At 42.0% G+C, this 22,004-nt stretch carries 26 protein-coding genes; 19 read left to right on the forward strand and 7 right to left on the reverse strand.

What is annotated here, in order from left to right; translation table 11 throughout:
* Window positions 1–11: 11 nt before the first annotated feature.
* The 3 genes from ACPF7I_RS02635 to ACPF7I_RS02645 all read left to right on the forward strand — a co-directional run bounded on the left by ACPF7I_RS02635 (window position 12) and on the right by ACPF7I_RS02645 (window position 2,857).
* The gene (locus ACPF7I_RS02635) at window positions 12–356 is read left to right on the forward strand and encodes a YlbF family regulator (protein WP_430745000.1); all 345 of its coding nucleotides are present in this window, start codon (window positions 12–14) and stop codon (window positions 354–356) included.
* 71 nt (window positions 357–427) lie between these two features.
* Window positions 428–1,288, forward strand: a complete 861-nt coding sequence (locus ACPF7I_RS02640) for a Cof-type HAD-IIB family hydrolase (protein WP_430744998.1) — start codon at window positions 428–430, stop codon at window positions 1,286–1,288.
* A gap of 69 nt (window positions 1,289–1,357) precedes the next feature.
* Entirely contained in the window at window positions 1,358–2,857 is a 1,500-nt protein-coding gene (locus ACPF7I_RS02645; RefSeq protein WP_430745996.1) for a coproporphyrinogen III oxidase, read from the forward strand.
* Between the two features lie 19 nt (window positions 2,858–2,876).
* Here ACPF7I_RS02645 and ACPF7I_RS02650 read toward each other — a convergent pair whose 3' ends face one another.
* Window positions 2,877–3,062, reverse strand: a complete 186-nt coding sequence (locus ACPF7I_RS02650; protein ID WP_026011563.1) for a YhzD family protein — start codon at window positions 3,060–3,062, stop codon at window positions 2,877–2,879.
* 121 nt (window positions 3,063–3,183) lie between these two features.
* Here ACPF7I_RS02650 and ACPF7I_RS02655 point away from each other — a divergent pair, with 121 nt between their 5' ends.
* From ACPF7I_RS02655 to ACPF7I_RS02665, 3 genes are all read left to right on the forward strand, one after another.
* Entirely contained in the window at window positions 3,184–3,351 is a 168-nt protein-coding gene (locus ACPF7I_RS02655) for a sporulation YhaL family protein (protein ID WP_327867832.1), read from the forward strand.
* 103 nt (window positions 3,352–3,454) lie between these two features.
* Window positions 3,455–4,531, forward strand: a complete 1,077-nt coding sequence (gene serC, locus ACPF7I_RS02660) for a 3-phosphoserine/phosphohydroxythreonine transaminase (protein WP_430744996.1) — start codon at window positions 3,455–3,457, stop codon at window positions 4,529–4,531.
* Window positions 4,532–4,629: 98 nt separating this feature from the next.
* Window positions 4,630–5,151, forward strand: a complete 522-nt coding sequence (locus ACPF7I_RS02665; RefSeq protein ID WP_430744994.1) for a tryptophan transporter — start codon at window positions 4,630–4,632, stop codon at window positions 5,149–5,151.
* A 46-nt stretch (window positions 5,152–5,197) separates the two neighbouring features.
* Here ACPF7I_RS02665 and ACPF7I_RS02670 read toward each other — a convergent pair whose 3' ends face one another.
* Complete coding sequence (locus ACPF7I_RS02670) at window positions 5,198–5,380, reverse strand: hypothetical protein (RefSeq protein WP_430744992.1); 183 nt, start codon at window positions 5,378–5,380, stop codon at window positions 5,198–5,200.
* A gap of 134 nt (window positions 5,381–5,514) precedes the next feature.
* Here ACPF7I_RS02670 and ACPF7I_RS02675 point away from each other — a divergent pair, with 134 nt between their 5' ends.
* A complete protein-coding gene (locus tag ACPF7I_RS02675) occupies window positions 5,515–6,114 on the forward strand; it encodes an HTH-type transcriptional regulator Hpr (RefSeq protein ID WP_430744990.1) in 600 nt (199 codons plus the stop codon).
* On the opposite strand, the gene ACPF7I_RS02680 is transcribed toward ACPF7I_RS02675, so the two are convergent.
* Window positions 6,094–6,435: a YhaI family protein gene (locus tag ACPF7I_RS02680; RefSeq protein WP_430744988.1), complete on the reverse strand. Its 342-nt coding sequence runs from the start codon at window positions 6,433–6,435 to the stop codon at window positions 6,094–6,096. The two genes, ACPF7I_RS02675 and ACPF7I_RS02680, sit on opposite strands and share 21 nt — an antisense overlap.
* Window positions 6,436–6,573: 138 nt before the next feature.
* Between ACPF7I_RS02680 and ACPF7I_RS02685 the strand changes: the two genes are divergently transcribed.
* Window positions 6,574–6,753 carry a hypothetical protein gene (locus ACPF7I_RS02685; RefSeq protein WP_085789325.1) on the forward strand — a complete coding sequence of 60 codons (180 nt, stop codon included), beginning with the start codon at window positions 6,574–6,576 and terminating at the stop codon, window positions 6,751–6,753.
* A 35-nt stretch (window positions 6,754–6,788) separates the two neighbouring features.
* On the opposite strand, the gene ACPF7I_RS02690 is transcribed toward ACPF7I_RS02685, so the two are convergent.
* Window positions 6,789–6,881, reverse strand: coding sequence for a YjcZ family sporulation protein (locus tag ACPF7I_RS02690; RefSeq protein WP_009362001.1), 93 nt, complete (start codon window positions 6,879–6,881; stop codon window positions 6,789–6,791).
* Window positions 6,882–7,046: 165 nt separating this feature from the next.
* On the opposite strand from ACPF7I_RS02690, the gene ACPF7I_RS02695 reads away from it, so the two are divergent.
* The gene (locus tag ACPF7I_RS02695) at window positions 7,047–7,880 is read left to right on the forward strand and encodes a peptidylprolyl isomerase (RefSeq protein WP_430744986.1); all 834 of its coding nucleotides are present in this window, start codon (window positions 7,047–7,049) and stop codon (window positions 7,878–7,880) included.
* Window positions 7,881–7,923: 43 nt separating this feature from the next.
* On the opposite strand, the gene ACPF7I_RS02700 is transcribed toward ACPF7I_RS02695, so the two are convergent.
* On the reverse strand, window positions 7,924–8,343 hold the full coding sequence (locus ACPF7I_RS02700; protein WP_430745995.1) for an HIT family protein: 420 nt from the start codon (window positions 8,341–8,343) through the stop codon (window positions 7,924–7,926).
* A 405-nt stretch (window positions 8,344–8,748) separates the two neighbouring features.
* On the opposite strand from ACPF7I_RS02700, the gene ACPF7I_RS02705 reads away from it, so the two are divergent.
* Window positions 8,749–9,492, forward strand: coding sequence for an ABC transporter ATP-binding protein (locus ACPF7I_RS02705; protein ID WP_430744984.1), 744 nt, complete (start codon window positions 8,749–8,751; stop codon window positions 9,490–9,492).
* Complete coding sequence (locus ACPF7I_RS02710) at window positions 9,485–10,672, forward strand: ABC transporter permease (protein ID WP_430744983.1); 1,188 nt, start codon at window positions 9,485–9,487, stop codon at window positions 10,670–10,672. Before ACPF7I_RS02705 ends, ACPF7I_RS02710 begins: the two co-directional genes overlap by 8 nt.
* Window positions 10,673–10,687: 15 nt before the next feature.
* Here the strand turns inward: ACPF7I_RS02710 and ACPF7I_RS02715 are convergent, their stop codons facing one another.
* Window positions 10,688–11,860: a M20 family metallopeptidase gene (locus ACPF7I_RS02715; protein ID WP_430744981.1), complete on the reverse strand. Its 1,173-nt coding sequence runs from the start codon at window positions 11,858–11,860 to the stop codon at window positions 10,688–10,690.
* Window positions 11,861–11,956: 96 nt separating this feature from the next.
* Between ACPF7I_RS02715 and ACPF7I_RS02720 the strand changes: the two genes are divergently transcribed.
* Window positions 11,957–12,325, forward strand: coding sequence for a rhodanese-like domain-containing protein (locus tag ACPF7I_RS02720; protein ID WP_430744979.1), 369 nt, complete (start codon window positions 11,957–11,959; stop codon window positions 12,323–12,325).
* A 14-nt stretch (window positions 12,326–12,339) separates the two neighbouring features.
* Here ACPF7I_RS02720 and ACPF7I_RS02725 read toward each other — a convergent pair whose 3' ends face one another.
* Entirely contained in the window at window positions 12,340–12,846 is a 507-nt protein-coding gene (locus tag ACPF7I_RS02725; protein WP_430744978.1) for an antibiotic biosynthesis monooxygenase family protein, read from the reverse strand.
* A 180-nt stretch (window positions 12,847–13,026) separates the two neighbouring features.
* On the opposite strand from ACPF7I_RS02725, the gene hemE reads away from it, so the two are divergent.
* The 7 genes from hemE to ACPF7I_RS02760 all read left to right on the forward strand — a co-directional run bounded on the left by hemE (window position 13,027) and on the right by ACPF7I_RS02760 (window position 22,000).
* On the forward strand, window positions 13,027–14,076 hold the full coding sequence (hemE, locus tag ACPF7I_RS02730) for a uroporphyrinogen decarboxylase (RefSeq protein WP_430744976.1): 1,050 nt from the start codon (window positions 13,027–13,029) through the stop codon (window positions 14,074–14,076).
* Window positions 14,077–14,083: 7 nt separating this feature from the next.
* On the forward strand, window positions 14,084–15,031 hold the full coding sequence (gene hemH, locus ACPF7I_RS02735) for a ferrochelatase (protein ID WP_430744975.1): 948 nt from the start codon (window positions 14,084–14,086) through the stop codon (window positions 15,029–15,031).
* On the forward strand, window positions 15,028–16,446 hold the full coding sequence (gene hemY / locus ACPF7I_RS02740; RefSeq protein WP_430744973.1) for a protoporphyrinogen oxidase: 1,419 nt from the start codon (window positions 15,028–15,030) through the stop codon (window positions 16,444–16,446). Before hemH ends, hemY begins: the two co-directional genes overlap by 4 nt.
* A 99-nt stretch (window positions 16,447–16,545) precedes the next feature.
* Entirely contained in the window at window positions 16,546–17,115 is a 570-nt protein-coding gene (locus ACPF7I_RS02745) for a TetR/AcrR family transcriptional regulator (RefSeq protein ID WP_430744972.1), read from the forward strand.
* Window positions 17,116–17,189: 74 nt separating this feature from the next.
* A complete protein-coding gene (locus tag ACPF7I_RS02750; RefSeq protein ID WP_430744970.1) occupies window positions 17,190–19,499 on the forward strand; it encodes a YhgE/Pip family protein in 2,310 nt (769 codons plus the stop codon).
* 137 nt (window positions 19,500–19,636) lie between these two features.
* Complete coding sequence (locus tag ACPF7I_RS02755) at window positions 19,637–20,656, forward strand: LacI family DNA-binding transcriptional regulator (protein ID WP_219985774.1); 1,020 nt, start codon at window positions 19,637–19,639, stop codon at window positions 20,654–20,656.
* 36 nt (window positions 20,657–20,692) lie between these two features.
* The gene (locus tag ACPF7I_RS02760) at window positions 20,693–22,000 is read left to right on the forward strand and encodes an ABC transporter substrate-binding protein (RefSeq protein WP_430744968.1); all 1,308 of its coding nucleotides are present in this window, start codon (window positions 20,693–20,695) and stop codon (window positions 21,998–22,000) included.
* Window positions 22,001–22,004 lie beyond the last annotated feature (4 nt).

Genomic DNA, 22,004 nt, shown 5'->3' on the forward strand with positions numbered 1-22,004 from the left:
GAGCGTGTCGCATGAACGTCCTTCAAGCTATTCATGAACTTTCGACAGCGATTCGTACGAGTGAACCGTTTGCCGAACTTCGTCGCGCTTATGAGCAAGTGCAACGCGACCCGACAGCACATCAATTATTTGCGAAATTTCGCACGTTGCAAAAACAGCTTCAACAAAAACAAATGAGCGGATTCCCAGTCAGCGATGCGGATGTCGAATTGTTGCAGCAACATTTGCACGTCATTGAAATGAACGAAAATATCGCGCGGCTTATTCAGGCAGAGGAACGTTTAAACGAATTGTTTGCTCAAGCGATGGCCGCGATGATTGAACCAATTGAACAGCTATATGACGGACACTCATGAAAATGAGTGTTCTTTTTTTTATACCCTTGTCATACGTATGAATGAAGCCATGACATCAAGGGGGGACGATCATGTATAAATTGCTTGCGCTCAATATTGACGGTACATTATTAAAATCAAACGGAAAATTAGAGAAAAAAACGAAAGAAGCGGTTGATTTTGTGAAGAAAAAAGACGTATATGTTACGTTGTTGACGTCAAGAAACTTTTTGTCGGCCAAAAAAGTGGCGAAAGCGTTGAAATTAGATTCGTATTTAGTGACATTTCAAGGGGCGCTCGTTGCGAAGTCATTGGAAGAAAAGTTATATGAGTCGGTCATTCCAGCACAAAAAACGTTTGATATTGTGCACGTGCTTGAGCATTTCAATTGCAACGTTCGTTTACTCCATGAACGGTATTCGATCGGAAATCGGAAAAAAGTAAAAAACAATATGATTGCGAAAACGATTTTAGGGGATCCGTTTTTTTACCCAGCGCAATTTGTTGATTCATTAAGTGATGTTTTGCGCGATGATCCGATTGATGTTATGAAAATTGACGTCTTTTATTCAAACGAAGACGAATGTGATGACATCGTCGAAACGATGGAACGCGCGTTTCCTGAGCTCTCCCTCACCATTAGCGACGGGAAAATCGAATTGTTGCCAAAAAACGTTTCAAAACTAAACGGGCTCATTCGTCTCGGAAACGAACTCGGTATTTCGTTAAAAGAAATGGTTGTGATCGGCGATCATATGGATGATATGCCAGCTATTGAAGCGGCTGGTCTTGGCGTTGCGATGGGGAATGCGCCAAATGAAGTAAAAGCGGTTGCTGATTGGGTGACGCGCTCAAACGAGCAACTAGGTGTGGCTTATATGATTAAAGAACATTTTCGAAAGCAACATCGCCCACAATTTTTACGGCAAATTCGCACGACAGAGAAAAAATGATTTCCGTTTCTTGACGAGCTTTTCGCTTCTTCTGTACACTTAAATGAGTTTAATACTTTGAAGCGAAAGGTGATTTCATTGCGTATTGACATTTGTGGACTTGAGCCGGTTGATCGTTTTCAACGTTCTTTAGCGGTTATTACCGGTTTATTTTTCGAAGAGCAAACGCTCTCTTTCGTACGAACGGAAGAAGCGAATGTGCGTGTGACGATTCATGTGCAACAAGGAGAACAGCTCGTCGTTGTTGGTACGTTGCAAGATGAACATAGTCGCACGCATACGGCTCATTACGAACGGTTTTGGAAAACAGACGAAGAAAAAGGACGCATGAAGCAAGTAAAACATGCGGTTTCGTATATATATTTATCATTATTGCAACAATATACAGGCGTTGTGCAACAGTGGGGAATTTTAACAGGCGTTCGTCCAGTAAAGTTACTTCATCAAAAATTACGTTCCGGTCTCACGAAAGAAGAAGCGCATCGCACATTGCGCGAAGATTATTTAGTGACGGACGAGAAAATTGAGCTTATGCAACACATTGTTGATCGTCAGTTGACGGTTGTGCCGGATTTATACGATTTATCGAAAGAAGTAAGCATTTACATCGGTATTCCATTTTGTCCAACAAAATGTGCGTATTGCACGTTTCCAGCCTATGCGATTCAAGGAAAACAAGGGTCTGTCGATTCATTTTTATTCGGATTACATTACGAAATGGAACAAATTGGGCGGTTTCTGAAAGAGCGCAACATTCCAATTACGACGATTTATTACGGTGGAGGTACACCGACAAGCATTACAGCGGAGGAGATGGATGCGCTATATGCGCATATGTATCGCGTGTTTCCAAACGTCGAGCGCGTGCGTGAAATTACAGTTGAAGCAGGAAGACCAGATACGATTACAACGGAGAAGCTAGCGGTGCTGAAAAAATGGAACATCCACCGCATTAGCATTAATCCGCAATCATACATTCAAGAAACATTGCGAGCGATCGGTCGTCATCATACGGTTGAGGAGACGATTGAAAAATTTCATCTTGCTCGCGAAGCAGGCATGAACAACATTAATATGGATTTAATTATCGGTTTGCCAGGGGAAGGCGTTGAGCAATTTCATTATACGCTCGAACAAACAGAAAAATTGATGCCGGAATCGTTGACGGTCCATACATTGTCATTTAAGCGCGCTTCGGAAATGACGAAAAATAAAGAAAAGTATAAAGTCGCAGATCGTGATGAAATTAGTGAAATGATGAAGCGCGCCCAACGATGGACGAAGGAAAAAGGATATGTACCGTATTATTTATACCGCCAAAAAAACATTCTCGGCAATTTAGAAAACGTCGGCTATGCTTTGCCTGGTCAAGAAAGTATTTATAACATTATGATTATGGAAGAACAACAGTCGATTATCGGATTAGGATGTGGCGCATCGAGCAAATTCGTGCACCCGAAAACAAAAGCGATTACGCATTTTGCGAATCCGAAAGAACCGAAAGTGTATAACGAACATTATGAACATTACACGAACGAAAAATTGAAAATGATGGAACAATTATTTTAGCCCCGAGATGATCGGGGCTTTATCGATGAAATAAAATAAGTTTACCGCTTGATGTCGTGCAACGATGTGTTTTATGTTCCAACTGTTTTTCTTTTAATTTTTGTTCGCCAATTCGTTTTGCTTCGTCATCGTTGGCGGCAGTAAATGTTTCATCAAGCAGTTTTTCTCCCGTCTTTTCAAAAACGGTTAACGTATATGTTTTCAATTTCTCCACCCCTTTCCTTTGCATGTATTCGCTCCTTCGTAATCATTTCCTTCTTTTATACGTCTATTTTTCCGGTTGTTCGCATATGTGTAAAGTAAGACAAGCTTAAAGGGGGATATGTATGCTTATTACATTGCTTCTCGTTGGGATTATCATTAGCGGATATATGGCCATTCGCACGGCGAGAGAAGAGCGAAAAATAGATGAAAAGTTGCTCGAGAAAGAAGGGGAAGTGTACATGGAGCGCATTCGTCAAGCGCGCCAGCAGCGACAGAAGGCCTTGGAATAACAAGGTCTTTTTTCTTTTTTAAAAATTCACAAAAATTTTTCTTCATTTTTTTGCGTTTCGTGTTAGGATATATATTATTACATAACATGAGGGGGAGAAAAGTGTGAAGCGAGCGTACAATTTTAATGCAGGACCGTCTGCTTTGCCGTTAGCCGTGTTAGAGAGAGCACAAAAAGAATTGCTCAACTTTCAACAAACAGGCATGTCTGTCATGGAATTAAGCCATCGAAGTAAAGAATATGATGCGGTGCATGAACGCGCAGAAATGTTGTTGCGCAAGTTGATGAACATTCCTGATACGCATGATGTGCTTTTTTTACAAGGGGGAGCAAGTTTACAGTTTTCTATGGTGCCGATGAATTTGTTGAAGGAAGGGGAAATCGGCAACTATGTACTGACGGACTCATGGTCGGATAAAGCGATGAAAGAGGCAAAAAAAGTAGGGGCGACGCACGTAGCAGCTTCATCGAAAGAGGAACAATATACATACATTCCGACGAATATCGAGCTGTCCGAGCGTCCTGCGTATTTGCACATTACGTCAAACAATACAATTGTAGGAACGCAATGGCGTGAATTTCCGGACGTGTCCGTTGATTTAATTGCCGATATGTCAAGCGATATTTTAAGCCGTGATATTGATGTGAGCCGTTTTGCGCTCATTTATGCAGGGGCGCAAAAAAATTTAGGACCTTCAGGTGTGACGGTCGTCATTATTCGTAAAGATTTGTTGGCGAAAGGAGATGACCGTTTACCAACGATGTTAAACTATCGGACGTATAGCGAAAGCCGTTCGTTATATAACACGCCGCCGACGTTTGCGATTTATATGTTATCGCTTGTGCTTGAATGGGTAGAAGAACAAGGAGGCGTGCAAGCGATCGAAAAGAAAAATGCGGAAAAAGCCGCGATATTATATCGTTGTATTGATGAAAGTGAAGGATTTTACAAAGGGCATGCAAAAAAAGAAAGCCGTTCGCATATGAATGTAACGTTTACGCTGCCAAACGAGGAGCTTACGAAGAAGTTTTTAGCAGAAGCGAAAGAAAAAGGGTTAATTGGACTAGCAGGTCATCGCTCTGTCGGTGGATGTCGTGCATCCATTTATAACGCGGTTGACGTCGAAGCGTGCGAAGCGTTAGTGCGATTTATGGACACGTTCCGAAAAAATATTTTTTGAAAATTTTTATTTTACCTCGACACTTTAAAGTGCTATAATATTGTTAAACTTGCTTACAAGCTGAGAAGAGAAAAGAATGAGATGAGGAGAGATGAGAAATGAATACGAGAACGTTAGTATTATTATCGCTTTTTGTTGGGATCGGTGCGGTGTTGCACGCAGTCATTCCGGGGTTTTTCTTTGGAATGAAGCCAGATATGATGCTCACGATGATGTTTTTAGGCATTATGCTCTTCCCGAACAAAACGGCCGTTAGTTTATTAGCTGTTGCTACGGGGATCATTTCGGGGATTACGACAAGCTTCCCGGGAGGATTTATCCCGAACGTTGTTGACAAATTGGTGACGGCTACACTCTTTTTTGGATTGTTGATGTTGTTTCAGAAGAAAGCAACGCCAGTGAAAGCGGCTTTGCTGACTGCTATCGGTACGTTTATTTCTGGTGCGACGTTCTTGGCCGTTGCGCTAGCCGTTGTCGGTTTGCCAGGAGGAGCAACGTTTGGCGGATTGTTCGTTGCTGTCGTCATTCCAACAGCGTTTGTCAATACGATTGCGATGGTCATCATTTATCCGATCGTACAATCGCTGATGAGACGAACATATACCGTTCCGCAACAATAATAAAAAGAACCCGATCGTTCATGGTCGGGTTTTCCTTATATCGTTCTTACTGCATGCGCAACAGTAAAAGAGTCATAGCGATAAAAAAGAGAGCAAGGCTTCCAAACACACTCATGCGTTGCTTTAACACTTTTTTCGGGGGATACATGCGCGCTTTATTCAACATAGAAAACGTGGCAATCGTCAAATACAAAAAGATGAAACCAATCGTCGCCATCGCGATGACCATGTTTGTTCCTCCTAGTTCGAAAAGTATATATTTTAATTTATTAAAAAATTCTAATATTTAATACTTTATTATTTATTGTTTTACTGGCATAATAAAAGATAAAAAGAAAGAAATATGAAAAAGTGGGTGGAGAGATGAAAAGCACGGAACGACATTATTCTGTTAAAGAGGCGATGTTATTTAGTCAAAGGGTTGCCCAATTAAGCAAAGCATTGTGGAAATCAATTGAAAAAGATTGGCAGCAATGGATTAAACCATTTGACTTAAACATTAACGAACATCATATTTTATGGATCGCATACCATTTAAAAGGGGCATCGATTTCCGAAATCGCAAAGTTTGGTGTGATGCACGTATCGACGGCATTTAACTTTTCGAAAAAGTTAGAGGAGCGCGGGTTGTTGTCGTTCTCGAAAAAAGAAGACGATAAGCGAAATACGTACATTGAGCTGACGGAAGAAGGGGAAGCCATTTTATTAAAGTTAATGGAATCATACGATCCGAAACGGACGTCTGTTCTTCAAGGCATTCAGCCGTTATATGAATTGTACGGTAAATTTCCAGAAATGTTAGAAATGATGTGTATGATTCGAAATGTGTATGGAGACGATTTTATGGAAATTTTTGAACGTTCCTTTCAAAACATCGACCAAGAGTTTGTCGAAGAAAATGGAAAGTTAAAAAAGAAAGATGAGCAAAAAGAAGAAGTAGCTTCATTCGTTGAGCGTATGTAATAAACGTTGAAACTCCGTCATAAGCGGAACGAATAATTGTTGTTTTTTTAACGCGTCGATCGTCTCAGCAAGTGGAAGGTTCGGATGAAGCGCACTCGCAAATTCGTGAAAAAGCGAGGTAAAAATGACGAATCCTTCCTCTTTTTGTTGTTTATATTGTTCACTTAATTGTTCACAAAGTCGCAATGTACGTTCAACTTCCTCTTTTGTTAAGCCATAACGGATGACGAGCGCATAAAACGGCTTCGTTTCTGGTGCGATCATGTCTAACATGAGCGAACAATAATATTCGAGTTTTTCCATGCGTTGTTCGATGCTCATCTTTCGAAACTCCTTTTTGCGTACTTGTGTGTATTATTTTACAGGAATCGTTGCATAAATGAAATGTCCATTATTGATTTACCGAAAAAATCGTTGTAAAGTAGGGGAGTAAATACATAAAACTAGGAGGGGAATGTTTTGGCGCTTTATTTTATACCCCTTGCGACAATTGTGCTTTTCATCATCAATCAGCTCACGAATTCACTTTGTATTCAAAAAGAAATTCCAGAAGAAAAACAACCGAAAGTATTTCGTACCATTAATGTCCTTATTACGATCTTACTTATTTCTTCTTACATTGAAGTACTATTTGCGTAAAAAAGCTGACAGTGTCCCTGTCAGCTTTCATTCGTTTAGTATAACCAAGCTGCACCAACGATAATTAATAAAATAAACAACACAACGATTAACGCAAATCCGTTTGCATATCCTACTCCTGCACCCATAGACGACACCTCCTTTCGCATATGAAGGCGTTGCGACGCTTTGACAATGTATTGTATGTCAAAAGAAGCAAAAAGGTATGGGCGCGGTCTTACTTTATTTTAGCTTTGGGAAAAAATATGGTATAGTATGTTTTGTGTATATTTATAGATAGGAGTTGTGAGGAAATGAAAAAATGGACAGTTGCCATGTCGGCCGCAGCCGTGCTTGCGCTTTCGGCTTGTAATAACGGATCAGACGTTGTCGTCGAAACGAAGGCAGGGAACATCACAAAAGACGAGCTATATAACGAAATGAAAGAGCGCTTCGGGAAAGACGTGTTGCGCGATCTTGTACATGAGAAAGTGTTAAGCAAAAAATTTAAAGTAACGGATAAAGAAATCGATAAGGAAATTGAAAATTTAAAGGAGATGTATGGCGTTCAATACGATTTAGCGGTGCAACAAAATGGAGAAGAAGCGATTCGCAACATGGTAAAACTCGACTTGTTGCGACAAAAAGCCGCGATGGAAGATATAAAAGTGTCAGATGAAGAATTGAAAAAATATTATAATGAATATAAGCCGAAAGTGAAAGCGAGCCACATTTTAGTCGATGATGAAAAAACAGCAAAAGAAGTGAAAGCAAAACTAGAAAAAGGCGAAGACTTTGCAAAATTAGCAAAAGAATATTCGAAAGATACAGGTTCTGCTCAAAACGGTGGAGATTTAGGTTGGTTTGGACCTGGCAAAATGGTCGAAGAATTTGAAAAAGCCGCCTACGCGTTAAAAGTCGGTGAAGTGAGCGACCCAGTAAAAACGCAATTTGGCTACCATATTATTAAAGTGACAGATAAAGAAGAGAAAAAGTCGTTTGATGAAATGAAAGAAGAAATGGAATATGAAGTGAAAAAGAGCAAACTCGATGCATCAAAAGTGCAATCGAAACTCGATCAGCTCATGAAAGAAGCGAATGTCGACATTAAAGACAAATCGCTAAAAGACGCATTAAAAAGCGAATAAAACGTTTGGAACGGAAGAAGGTGCCCACAAGGACACCTTCTTTTTATAAAGCTTGTTTAATTTGCGCAGCGATGTGTTGTAGTTCATCAAACGTGTAGTCGCTTTGATGTGATTTCCACACAGCCCCAAATCCATCCCCTTTACCATATCGCGGAATGATGTGCATATGATAATGGAAAACGGTTTGTCCTGCGATTTCTCCGTTGTTGCTTAAAATGTTGATGCCTTCTGGGGAAAACTGTTCACGAATCGCATTGGCGATTGTCGGAACGACCTCAAAGACACGTTGGGCGATGTCTGGAGTTAATTCATAAATATTTTCTTTATGTACTTTCGGTACGACGAGCGTATGTCCTTTCGTCACTTGACTAATGTCTAAAAAGGCGATGACATGCTCATTTTCAAATACTTTTGCGGCAGGAATGTCTCCGTTTATAATTTTACAAAAAATACAGTCGCTCATCATCACGCCACCTTTCTTTCCATTTTGTCTTTATTTTACCACACGATTGTCGTTTCGAAAACGGAAAGAGCAGGATGCGCATCGCATCCTGCCCATTGAAGAGGGAGCTTCATGATTACGTGTCTTTTGGGAACACCTCATTTACGAGTAGAGTCCGTTACGCGTTTGTGAGTACGACGTTGTTCAAGATGACCATCCCCTTTTTAAGGGATTGTTTTCGTTGTTACAGGCTAGCTTATGTGCGGCCCGTAGACACCTCATTTCATCATGTTCTTGAACTTGCTTTGTTGCTCACTGCGACTTGCTACTTGTTTGTCCCTCTTCGCTACTTATCATAACCCGTTTTTCTTTTCGTTATTCATTTGTTAAAATAAAAAATAATGATATGAAGAAAGGAAAGCGACGATGGCGCTATTACAAGTTCAACACATATTCGGGGGCTATACGAAACAAAACATTTTAGATGACGTATCGTTCACTGTACAAAAAGGGGAAGTCGTTGCGTTAATCGGGTTAAATGGGGCAGGAAAAAGCACGACAATAAAACATATCATCGGCTTCATGCAACCACGAAAAGGGTCGATTACGATGAATGGAGTAACTTTTCACGATGATCCAAAACAGTATCGTGCCCAATTTACGTACATTCCTGAAATGCCTGTTTTATATGAAGAATTAACGCTTGAAGAGCATTTGCGCCTCACTGCCATGGCATATGGCGTATCGGATGAAGCGTATAAACAACGTGTGCCAAAATTGCTACAGGCGTTTCGGCTTGAAAAAAAATTAAGTGCGTTTCCTGCGTTTTTTTCAAAAGGGATGAAGCAAAAAGTGATGATTATGTGCGCTTTTTTAGTAGACGTGCCGCTTTATATCATTGATGAACCGTTTGTTGGATTGGATCCGCTCGCCATTCAAGCGTTGCTTCAGCTTATTGGGGAAAGAAAAAAAGAAGGGGCAGGCATTCTCATGTCGACGCACATTTTAGCGACGGCAGAGCGATATTGCGACTCATTTGTTATTTTGCATAACGGTCAAGTAAAAGCAACAGGATCATTGCCAACGCTTCAAGAACAGCTTCATATGCCCCATGCGACGCTTGACGAAATATATATCGAATTAACAAAGGAAGAGACGAACGATGATTGATGGAAAACAGTTATGGAAAGGGCGGCTTATTGCCTATGTAGCAGAAGCGAGACGATATGGTCGGTATATGTTTAATGATCATTTGCTTATCGTGTTGTTCATCGCCGTTGGAGCAGGGGCGTACGTGTATAAGCAATGGACGGATTCGTTGCAACAGTTTCCATATGCCATAGTCGCATCGATCATTTTCGCTTTTGTATTAACGTCAAGCGGGGTGCGAACGCTACTGAAAGAAGCGGATCCCGTTTTTCTTCTTCCCGTTGAAAGAGACATGCGCCCGTATTTTTTTCGGGCCGGCATGTATAGTTTTGTCGTGCATATATCCATATGTATGATGATTGCGATCGCCCTTTTTCCGCTTCATCGTACATTTTCTAGTCAATCTTTCGTTTTGTTATGTGTCGTGCTTTTTTTGCTAAAAGGATGGAATATGTTCGTTCAATGGAAAGAAGATGCTTTTTCACAACGGTCGTTATTTCATCGTTGTATTCGCTTCTTGGCGAATGTCATGACAATGTATTTTTTTCTTGTCGGTGCTTACGCTTTTGTCATCGTAATGGTAGCGATGATGATGATCGTTGCACGATACGTAGAAAGAAGTGTCGCAAACACCCCATTAAAGTGGGATGTGTTGCTTGAAGATGAAACTAGACGGATGCAGTCATTTTATCGTGTCGTTCATTTATTTGTTGACGTTCCACATTTGCGTAAAACGGTAAAAAAGCGCTATTGGCTATCTCCGTTGTTGCGCATCATTGATCGGGCGACGAAGCAAGCATACACATATTTACATGTGCGGACGTTCGTGCGAAGTGGGGAATATTTAGGGATTGTTACCCGATTAACAGCGATTGGCGCTATATTCATTTACACAATACCGACAGGATATATATTTTTTTCATTATTGTTCACTTATGCGACGGCGTTACAGCTATTGCCGCTCTTTTCACATCATCGCAGCCATCCGATGCTTGCTTTATATCCGTTAACTGTGACGAAGCGACGTCAATCTGTGTTGAGTATATGGCTTATTGTATTCGGCATGCAAACGGCTCTATTTACAATGTTTTCTACGTTCATCGTATCACTTTCGGCAGGAACGGCTGTACTTATAGCAGAAGGGTTGCTTTGCGTCCTGCTCGTTATGTATGTAAAGAAAAAATGGAAAGAAGCGGAATAAACACCGCTTCTTTTTTTATTTCATATATTCTACCGCGGCTAACCCAAGTGTTTTTGCTGCAATAAGCATGGCACGTTCATCAAAATCAAATTTCGGATGGTGGTGCGGATAGGCGTTCGTCGTCGTTTCCGCTTTTGCGCCTGTAAAGAAAAACGTTCCTTTTACATGTTGTAAATAATAGGCGAAATCTTCCCCACCCATATGGGGAGCGATTTCTACAACGTGAGCGACGTCTTCTACTTCACGGGCAATGGAGGCGAGAAATAACGTTTCTTTTTCATGATTTACGACAGGTGGATAACCGCGCGTATAACTATATTCATATGTACAACCGTTGGCGATACACGTTCCTTTGACAATTTGTTCAATTTCCCGTTCAATATCGTTTCTCACTTGTTCAGAAAACGTACGTACCGTTCCGACTAACGTTGCCCGATCAGCGATCACGTTAAACGCGTTGTCAGATATGAATGATCCGATTGAAATGACAGCTGGTTCGAGTGGATTGATGCGCCGGCTGACGATTTGTTGCAAGTGTAGCACAAGTTGCGCTGCTGTAACGATCCCATCTTTTGTTTTATGAGGCTCGGCTCCATGCCCACCCGAACCTTTGACGACGATTTGAAAGCGGTCTGCGGCTGCCATGATCGGTCCGGTACGATATTGAATGACACCTGTCGGCTCTGTTGCCCATAGGTGGGTGCCGAAAATGGCGTCTACTCCTTCTAAACAACCGTCTTCAATCATCGCTTTTGCCCCGCCTGGTGCGTATTCCTCTGCGTGTTGATGAATGCAAACGATCGTGCCGCTCCAATGCTCCCGTAATTCATAAAGTACTTTAGCAAGAACGAGTAACGTCGCCGTATGCCCATCATGTCCACATGCGTGCATAACGCCCGGAACGGTCGATTTGTAAGGAACATCTTTTTCATCTTGAATAGGGAGGGCATCGAAGTCCGCCCGAAGTGCCACCGTTTTTCCGCCTTGTTGGCCATGAATGGTGGCGACTACTCCATTTCCTCCGACATTTGTTCGAACAGGAATGCCAAGCTGTTTATAGTAATTCGCAATATATGCGGCTGTTTTATACTCTTGAAACGATAGTTCAGGATGTTGGTGGAAATGGCGACGAATGGCCACCATATCGTCATAATATTCGTGAAGTTTAGCAAATAGCAACGTTTTCATATGCACCGTCCTTTCTGTTTTTTTCCATTATACCATCGTTGACAAATATTCGAAAACAATGTAATATACCCATATACGTATTTAGGAGGAGAACATATGAGCACATGGGTTAATGCTGTTCTTATTCTTTTGCTTATTTATTTTGTCGCCACAAAAATGTTGCCGACAAAAGGTGTAGAGCATATTACACCGGATAAATTAAAGGAAAAGTTAAAACAAACGAAAGACCGCCAGTTTATTGATGTGCGTACACCAGCGGAGTATCGCGCACGCAACATTCGTCAATTTAAAAATGTTCCGCTTCATCAGCTGTCTGAAAAATTGCATGAATTAGATCGTGAAAAAGAAACGATCGTCATTTGTCAAAGCGGTATGCGTAGCAATCAAGCGGCGAAAATATTGGTTAAAAATGGATTTAAGCACGTCGTCAATGTGCGCGGCGGCATGAATGCTTGGAACGACTAAAGGCTGACGAGATGTCAGCCTTCTTTTACAACGGTATATGTTGTCACATAGGATGGACGCGGAAAAATAGACCGTTGTTGATCAATTCCTTCTTCAGTCCCACGTTTTTGATGCGCTTTTTCGTATGCTTTTGATTGTTGCCAACGACGAAAGGCGCTTTCGTTTTCCCACATCGTCATAATGACGTATGTATCGCTTTTTAACGGGCGTAAGACGCGAATGGCGACAAATCCAGGTTCTTGTTCAATTAAGCGCGCCCGCTGTTGAAACCGATGTTCAAATAGCGGTCTTCCTTCGTCAGTGACAGGAATGTTATTACACACGACAAACGTTCCTCCGAATGATCCGACAGCATCAAGCACTTCATACGGACGTGGCTCATGAAAGACGCTTTTTCCTTTTGTCTCATGAATGAGCATTCCGTTTTCCTCATCGCATACGAGCAACATCTGCTCACTCGGATATTGACTGCGCAATCGTTGTAAATAGTCGATCGTACCATTTGTCATAAATACGTACACGAACATCCTCTCCTTTCATCCACTACTCGTATTTTATCACTTTCTTTTCTTCTTGGCGATTTCATGAACGTTGCGTATTATTACTACCCAGACGTTGAAAAAATCGGTATAGTTGTATTAGTGGAAACAAATCAGTTATTTCGCTAGACTATAATATAAGCGATTACATCATGTGAAAGGATGGACATAATGATTAAAAACGATACATTTTTACGAGCTTGTCGCGGCGAAGCGACAGAATACGTTCCCGTTTGGTATATGAGACAAGCAGGACGTTCACAACCAGAATATCGGGCTTTAAAAGAAAAATATTCCCTTTTTGAAATTACTCATCAACCAGAGCTATGTGCGTACGTGACGCGTTTGCCTGTCGAACAATATAACGTCGATGCGGCGATTCTTTACAAAGATATTATGTCACCGCTTCCAGCAATCGGGGTTGACGTGGATATTAAAGCGGGAATTGGACCGGTCATTGCAAATCCAATTCGCTCTCTTGCCGATGTCGAACGCCTCGGTGAAATCGATCCAGAAAGTGATGTACCATACGTACTTGAAACGATTCGTCTATTAACGAAAGAGCAATTGACCGTTCCGCTGATCGGTTTTGCCGGTGCGCCGTTTACATTAGCAAGCTACATGATTGAAGGCGGCCCTTCGAAAAACTATAATAAAACGAAAGCGTTTATGTACGCTGAACCGAAAGCATGGTTTGCGCTTATGGACAAGCTAGTGGATATGACGATTCGTTACGTCAAAGCACAAATTCGCGCTGGGGCAAGTGCGATTCAAATTTTTGACTCATGGGTTGGAGCGGTAAACGTTGCTGATTATCGACAATTTATTAAGCCAACGATGGAGCGTATTTTTACAGCGCTTCGCGATGAAAACGTGCCGCTCATTATGTTCGGTGTCGGTGCAAGCCATTTAGCGAAAGAATGGCATGACTTGCCGCTTGACGTCGTCGGTTTGGACTGGCGTTTACCCATTCGTGAAGCGAAAGACATGGGACTAACGAAAGCGCTACAAGGCAACTTAGATCCAGCTGTATTGCTTGCTCCGTGGGAAGTCATTGAAGCGCGCGTGAAGCAAATTTTAGATGAAGGAATGGCGCATGAAGGTGGGTACGTATTCAATTTAGGGCATGGCATTTTCCCGCAAATTCAACCAGAGACGTTGAAACGGCTCACAGCGTTTATCCATGAATATTCAGCAAAAAGAAAAGGATGAATGAACGATGTCAAAAAAAGTCATGGGACTGCTTGTGATGGCGTATGGTACGCCATACAGAGAGGAAGATTTAGAGCGATATTATACGCACATTCGACACGGTCGTAAACCGTCAGAAGAAATGTTGGCCGATCTTCGTGAACGCTATGAAGCGATTGGCGGGATTTCCCCGCTTGCGGCCATTACGAAACAACAGGCGGAAAAGCTTGCTGAACGGCTGAATGAAGTGCAAGATGACGTTGACTTTCGCGTATACTTAGGATTGAAGCATATTGAACCGTTCGTTGAAGACGCCGTTCGGCAAATGCATGAAGACGGCATTACAGAAGCGGTTTCGATCGTATTAGCCCCACATTTTTCGACGTTTAGCGTCAAATCGTACAACGGACGAGCGAAAGAAGAAGCGGCGCGTTTAGGTGGACCGACATTGACGTGTGTGGAAAGTTGGTATACTGAGCCAAAATTTATCCAATATTGGGCAGATCGAGTGAAAGAAACGTATGCAGCGATGTCTGAGCAGGAGCGCAACAAAGCGGTGTTAATCGTGTCAGCGCATAGCTTGCCTGAAAAAATTATTGCTATGGGAGATCCGTATCCGAAACAGCTACAAGAAACAGCGGATTTGATTGCGAAAGAAGCAGGCGTTTCTGAATATGTAATCGGATGGCAAAGTGCAGGGAATACGCCAGAGCCGTGGTTAGGTCCTGATGTGCAAGATTTAACGCGACAATTGTACGAAGAAAAGAAATACGAGGCGTTTGTATATGTTCCAGCTGGATTTGTCGCGGATCATTTAGAAGTGTTATACGATAACGACATTGAATGTAAGCAAGTAACGGATGAACTTGGCGTCAGCTACTATCGTCCACCGATGCCGAATGCGCATCCGCAGTTTATTGACGCCCTTGCAACAGTTGTTTTAAACCATTTACGTAAAGAAGGCGAGTCGCTATGAAAAAGAAAGTCGTCATTATTGGCGGTGGAATAACGGGATTGACGGCTGCTTACTATTTGCAAAAAGAAGCGCGAGAAAACAAGTTGCCGATTTCGTGTGAATTAATTGAAGCGAGCCATCGACTTGGTGGGAAAGTACAAACGGTTTATCGCGATGGATTTATTATTGAACGTGGTCCAGACTCTTTTTTAGCACGAAAAATGAGCGCTTCACGTCTTATTCACGAAGTCGGGCTTGAAAAAGAGCTTGTGCATAACACGGCCGGGCAATCGTACATTCTCGTGAATCGAACGCTACATCCGATTCCGGGCGGGGCGGTGATGGGGATCCCGACAAAACTTGCCCCATTTGTTGTGACGGGTCTTTTTTCTCCATTTGGCAAACTGCGTGCAGCTGCTGACTTTGTGTTGCCGCCGTTAAAAGCGGAAGGAGATGTGTCGCTCGGTCAGTTTTTTCGCCGTCGTCTTGGCAACGAAGTCGTTGATCGGCTAATTGAGCCTTTATTGTCGGGAATTTACGCTGGTGATATTGACAACCTTAGTTTAATGGCAACATTCCCGCAATATTTCCATTTAGAACAAAAACACGGCAGCCTCGTATTAGGGATGAAACGTTCGATGCCAAAACAAAAAACGAAGCAAAAGAGTGACAAAGGCATTTTCCAAACGTTAAAAACAGGGTTGTCATCGCTCGTTGATGCGATTGAGCAAAAGCTCGAAAAAGGAACAGTGCATAAAGGGATACGTGTCGAGCGGATTGAAAAGGTAGATGACCGATACGTGTTAACGTTAAGCAACGGAGAGAAAAAAGAAGCGGATAGCGTCATCGTTGCAGTTCCGCATCAATCGTTGTCATCGCTTTTTCCAAATGAAACGATGTTTTCTTCTTTTGAAACGATGCCATCTACATCTGTGGCAACGGTCGCATTAGCCTTTCCGAAAGAGGCAGTAGCAAAAGATATGAACGGAACGGGATTTGTCGTTTCGCGGGATAGCGACTATACGATTACTGCATGTACGTGGACGCATAAAAAATGGCCGCATACGACACCGGAAGGCTACGTGTTGTTGCGCTGTTATGTCGGGCGCCCTGGAGATGAAGCGATTGTCGATCAAACAGACGATGATATTGTCCAAGTCGTGATGGACGATTTAAATAAAGTGATGAATATGACGACGAAACCGATGTTTTCGATCGTGACGCGTTGGAAACAATCGATGCCGCAATATACTGTTGGTCATCGCGAACGAATTGAGCGCATCAAACAAAATATGCAGCAACAGCTTCCTGGCATCTTTTTAGCAGGAAGTTCATATGAAGGTCTCGGTCTTCCAGATTGTATCGATCAAGGAGAAGAAGCAGTAAAAAAGGTGCTGCATTACTTTTCTTATACAAAGGAAAAGGTGTCTTCGTAAATAAGGCACCTTTTCTATTGCAAGTGCATGTGATGTATGTTATGATGTAAAACGAAATGACCGAAATGTTCATTTAGTCATGTTAAAGGATGAACGCCTATGTCAGAAAAAAGAAAACAAATTATTGAAGCGGCAGCGAAGTCGTTTTCGCTGTTCGGTTATAAGGCGACAACGATGGATCAAGTAGCGAAAATGGCGAAAGTTGGGAAAGGGACGATTTATACGTTTTTTAAAAGTAAAGAAGAGCTACTTGAAGAAATCGTTTCTTCCATCATTTCTGAAATTAAGCGTGAGGCAGATGTAGCGATTGATGATCGCTTATCGTTTCACGAAAACGTACAACGCGCTTTGCAGCGTATTTTTACGTTTCGCAAAGAGCATGAGCTGACGATAAAACTTTTACAAGAAGTTCGTGATATTGGCACGCCAGCTGTACGACACGTCATGAAGCGGCTTGATCGTGAAATGATCGATTACGTTCGTGAAAAGATTGAAGAGGCGATGGCAAAAGGGGAAATTCGTTCGTGCGATGCGGAGTTAATAGCGTTTTTAATGTTTAAAATGTATATTGCATTAAACGTCGATTGGGAAAAGGAGCACGAGCCGTTATCGCAACAAAAAATTGCCGAACTGTTTCATTTGTATTTGTTAAAAGGATTATCCCGGTGATGATCCTTCTCTTTTTTGCAAGAAATGACTAAATGAACAAATTGGTCAACATTTTAAAAAAGGGGGTTGAGCATATGCATACATTTCAATTGTTGATGAAAGAAATAAAAGCGGTCACGTCCAATCGGAAAGTGCTTATTCCGATTATCGCTGTCTTGTTTATTCCGCTTTTATATAGCGGCATGTTTTTATGGGCGTTTTGGGATCCGTACGATCATTTAGATGATTTACCTGTCGCTGTTGTAAATAAAGACAAAGGAACAACATTTGAAGGAGAAGAGCTTCATATTGGTGACGATCTTGTTGACAAGTTGAGAGAAAAGAAGCAGTTTGATTGGCATTTTGTCAGTGAAGAAGAAGGGGAAAAAGGGTTAAAAGAACAACGGTATTATATGCTCATTGAAATTCCTGAACATTTTTCACAACATGCCACAACGCTACAAGACGATCATCCAAAAAAACTTCAACTCATTTACAAGCCAAATGAAGGATTTAACTTTTTATCTGCTCAAATTGGCGAGACGGCGGTTGAAAAAATTAAAACGGAAGTGGCAAAAACATTAACTGAAACGTACGCAGAAAACATGTTTGACAAAGTAAAAACGTTGGCAGACGGGCTAACGAAAGCGAGCGACGGAGCAGAAAAGTTGCATAATGGACTCGTTGATGCAAACGAAGGAACGCATAAACTGTACGATGGCATGAAACAAGCGCAAGATGGTTCAAATGAATTGTATCGCCATTTAGCGACGCTTGCGGAAAAATCAATCGCATTTACCGACGGATTGCATCAAGCAGCTGACGGTTCAACGCAAGTACAAACAGGTGTTCAAACGCTTCATGATGGAATGAAGCGTATGGTTGATGGGCAAGGACAGCTGGTTGCTGGAGCGCAACAAGCAAAAGAAGGGACGGCAAAGCTTGCTTCTGGGGCCAATCGTGTGCTTGAAGGAGTGAAAGCACTTGATGACCGCATGCCGCAGCTGTTGCAAGGTTCGGAGCAATTAAGCGTGGGAGCAGAAAAGTTAGTGACATCGCTTTCCGGGTGGCAACAAGGGGCTACGCAAGTTCAAACAGGTGCTGCTCAAGTGGCAGGCGGGTTAGAGAAGTTAGCTGTCCAACTTGATGCCCTCATTGCGCAAACGTCAGATCCAGCGCAAAAAGCAGTATATGAGCAACTAAAACAAAACGTTGTGCAATTGTCGGTAGGAAGCAAGCAAGTGGAAAACGGAGTAGCACAGTTAAACGATGGCGCCAAGGCGTTGCAAGCAGGGGCAACTTCGTTAAGTCATGGAGCGAAGCAGTTGCATGAAGGGCATATCGCTCTTGAAAGTGGCGTGAATCAACTGCTTACGGGACAACAACAGCTGGCCGATGGTGCGAATGCGCTTAAGAGCGGTCAAGAAAAGCTTGTTGTAAGTATGGCTACGTTACATGAAAAAATGAAAGAAGCGGAGCAAGGAACAGCGAAGCTCGCTCATGGTGGGGAAACGCTCGCTTCTGGATTGCGGGCTCTTGCTGACGGTGCTGATCAACTTCAAGACGGTGCGCATCGATTGGCTGATGGTTCGCAACAATTGGCCAGCGGGATGAATGAGTTAACAATCGGGACAGGAAAACTGCAAGATGGGATGAATCAATTAACAGACGGTTCAGAAGAACTAGCCAATAAATTAAAAGAAGGTGCAGAGAAAGCAAGCGATGTGAAGGCAAATGAAGATGTATACAACATGTTTGCTGAACCGGTGAAAGTAAAAAATGAAAAAATAAATAAAGTGCCAAACTACGGAACGGGATTTACGCCATATTTCTTATCATTAGGATTGTTTGTTGGGGCACTTTTACTTTCAATCGTCTTTCCACTTCGCGAGCCAGCCGGAGCACCGCGCTCGCCATTTCATTGGTTTTTTGCAAAATTTGGCGTACTCATCGGCGTCGGTATTTTACAAGCGCTCTTTGCTGATAGCGTATTGCTGTTCGGGCTCGATTTACAAGTGAAAAGCGTTCCGTTATTTATCATCTTTAGCATTGTGACAAGCATTGCCTTTTTATCAGTCATTCAATTTCTCGTTACAGTTTTTGGAGATCCTGGACGATTTATCGGGATTGTCGTATTAATTTTACAATTAACGACAAGCGCTGGAACGTTCCCGCTTGAGTTAATTCCACGTTCGTTGCAACTATTTAATGCATGGTTGCCAATGACATATTCTGTTTTCGGATTAAAAGCTGTCATTTCAAGCGGTGACTTCTCATTTATGTGGGAAAACGTCGGTAAACTGCTTATGTTTATCGTCGTGATGATGGCTGGAACGATCACGTATTTTACGATTCAACATCGTCGTCAATTCACAACGATTGTTGAACAAGCTTCTGAGGCGTAATATGCTTCAGAAGCTTTTTTTCAATGAAAAAATTTTTAAAAAATTAACTTGCATATACAAGAGAGTGTAAGTATAATATGAATATGAAAACGATTTCATTCGTTTCTTTTCGATTGAAATAAGGGGGGAATGGGAGGATGGCGACGATTGAAGATGTCGCCAAGCTAACAGGGCTTTCACGGACGACCATTTCGCGCGTCATAAACAATCACCCGTACGTGTCAGAAGAGAAACGGAAGCTCGTGCTTGAAGCGATGGAGCAGCTAGGATATGTGCCGAATTCTTCGGCGAGAAGTTTGCGGAATCAAAAAACGAGCATTTTAGCATTATTTATTCCGCGTATTACCAATCCTTTTTTCAGCGAACTTGTAGAAGCGACAGAAATAGCGGCAGCGGAACATGGCTATCAGCTCATTATTTGTCAAACGCGCTATTCGCCTGAAAAAGAATTGAACTATATGAATTTATTAAAAACAAAACAAGTCGATGGAGTCATTTTAGCTTCTATTCAAAATGAGTGGAAAAAGTTGAAGCCTTTTTTACAGTATGGACCGATCGTCCTTTGCAACGAGTTTGACGATTGTGCAAACGTTCCAACCGTTCGGCTCGATCAAGTGTACGGGGGATACATAGCGACGAAACATTTGCTTGAACAAGGTCATACGAAAATTGCGTATTGTTCTGGTGGTTATCAAAGCAATGTAGCAAAATCGCGTGAGATTGGCTTTAAAAAAGCGTTAGCGGAATATAAGCTTACGTTTGATGAACGATATGCTTTTCGTGATGCGTTTCACATTGCGGACGGAAAGCGTGTATTCCGACAAATGATGGCGCTTTCGGATCGTCCGACTGCTGTATTTACCGGAAGCGATGAAGTGGCGGCTGGCATTATATCGGAAGCGGTGAGATGCGGATATCGCATCCCTGAACATTTAGCGGTCGTTGGCTTTGATAATCAAGCAATTACGGAACTAACGAATCCGACCATTACAACGGTGCATCAACCAGTCAAACAAATGGCACAAAAAGCGGTTGATGTGATGATAGAAAAAATTCAAACAAAAAAATATGACGTGCAAGAAATTTACGAATTTCCACTTCAACTGATTGTTCGCGCATCAACAGTTGGTAGCAAGCTTCACAAAAGTGAAGTTTGACATACATTTTATTTTAAAAATAAGGGGGATTTTTTCATGAAGAAAGCAACAAAATTTTCTTCTGCATTGTTAGCGCTTACGCTCGGCTTGACAGCTTGTTCTGGCGGTCAAGACACAGACAAGAAGGAAACAACGGATAAAAAAGATGAGGCAAAAAAATCTGAAGAAGTTGTAAAAATCGTGTATGCTCGCGGGAAAGATGCAACAAAAGCAACTGAAGAAATTGTTAAAGCGTTTGAAGCAAAATATCCAAACATTGACGTAGAGTTCCGCGAAATGCCTTCAGACACAGGGGCTCAGCACGATGCATACGTCACCATGTTAAACGCGAAATCATCGGAAATTGACGTCATGGACTTAGACGTGATTTGGCCAGCAGAGTTTGCGCAAGCTGGATATGTTCTTCCGCTTGATCGTTTCATCGAAAAAGATGGCATTGATTTAAGTGCATACAACCAAGGTGCGCTTGCAGCCGGAAATTTCGATGGAAAACAATGGGCGATGCCAAAATTTATTGACACAGGACTATTATTTTATCGTAAAGACATCGTACCAGAAGATAAAGTGCCAAAAACTTGGGATGAGTTGTTAACAGCTGCTCGCGAGTTTAAAGGACAAGGCGGCACACAATTCGGATACTTAATGCAAGCGAAACAATATGAAGGATTAGTATGTAACGCGATTGAATTTATTGCAGCATACGGCGGAAAAATCGTCGATGAAAACAACAACGTAGTCGTCAACAGCCCTGAAACAATTAAAGGATTAAAGAAAATGGTTGAAATTGCAACGTCTGACGTTGTGCCAAGCAACATTACGACATTTACAGAACCAGAATCTCATACAGCGTTTATTGAAGGTCAATCGCCATTTATTCGCAACTGGCCATACCAATACGCGTTAGCAAACGATCCAGAACAATCAAAAATCGTTGATAAAGTCGGCGTTGCGCCACTACCTGCTGGTGATAAAGGTTCAGCTGCTGCATTAGGTGGATGGATGACAGCAATTAACGCATATTCGAAAAATAAAGAAGCAGCTTGGGAATTTGTAAAATTTATGACTGGTCCAGAAGGTCAAAAAATTTCTGCGATTTACGGCGGTTTAGCACCAACGCTTCCAGAGCTATTTAAAGATGAAGAAGTGTTAAAAGCGAACCCATTCTTTGCAGAAGAAGGATTTGTTAACGGATTAAATGCAGCAGTACCACGTCCAGTTGTACCGAACTATCCAGAAGTATCTGAGATTATTCAAATTAACGTATCTAAAGCCATTGCCGGACAAATTACAGTCGAAGAAGCTGTGGCAAACATGGAAAAAGAAATTAAAGCAGTGATGCAGTAGTTGC

Source organism: Anoxybacillus dikiliensis (assembly GCF_050613275.1).
Taxonomy (GTDB): Bacteria; Bacillota; Bacilli; order Bacillales; family Anoxybacillaceae; genus Anoxybacillus.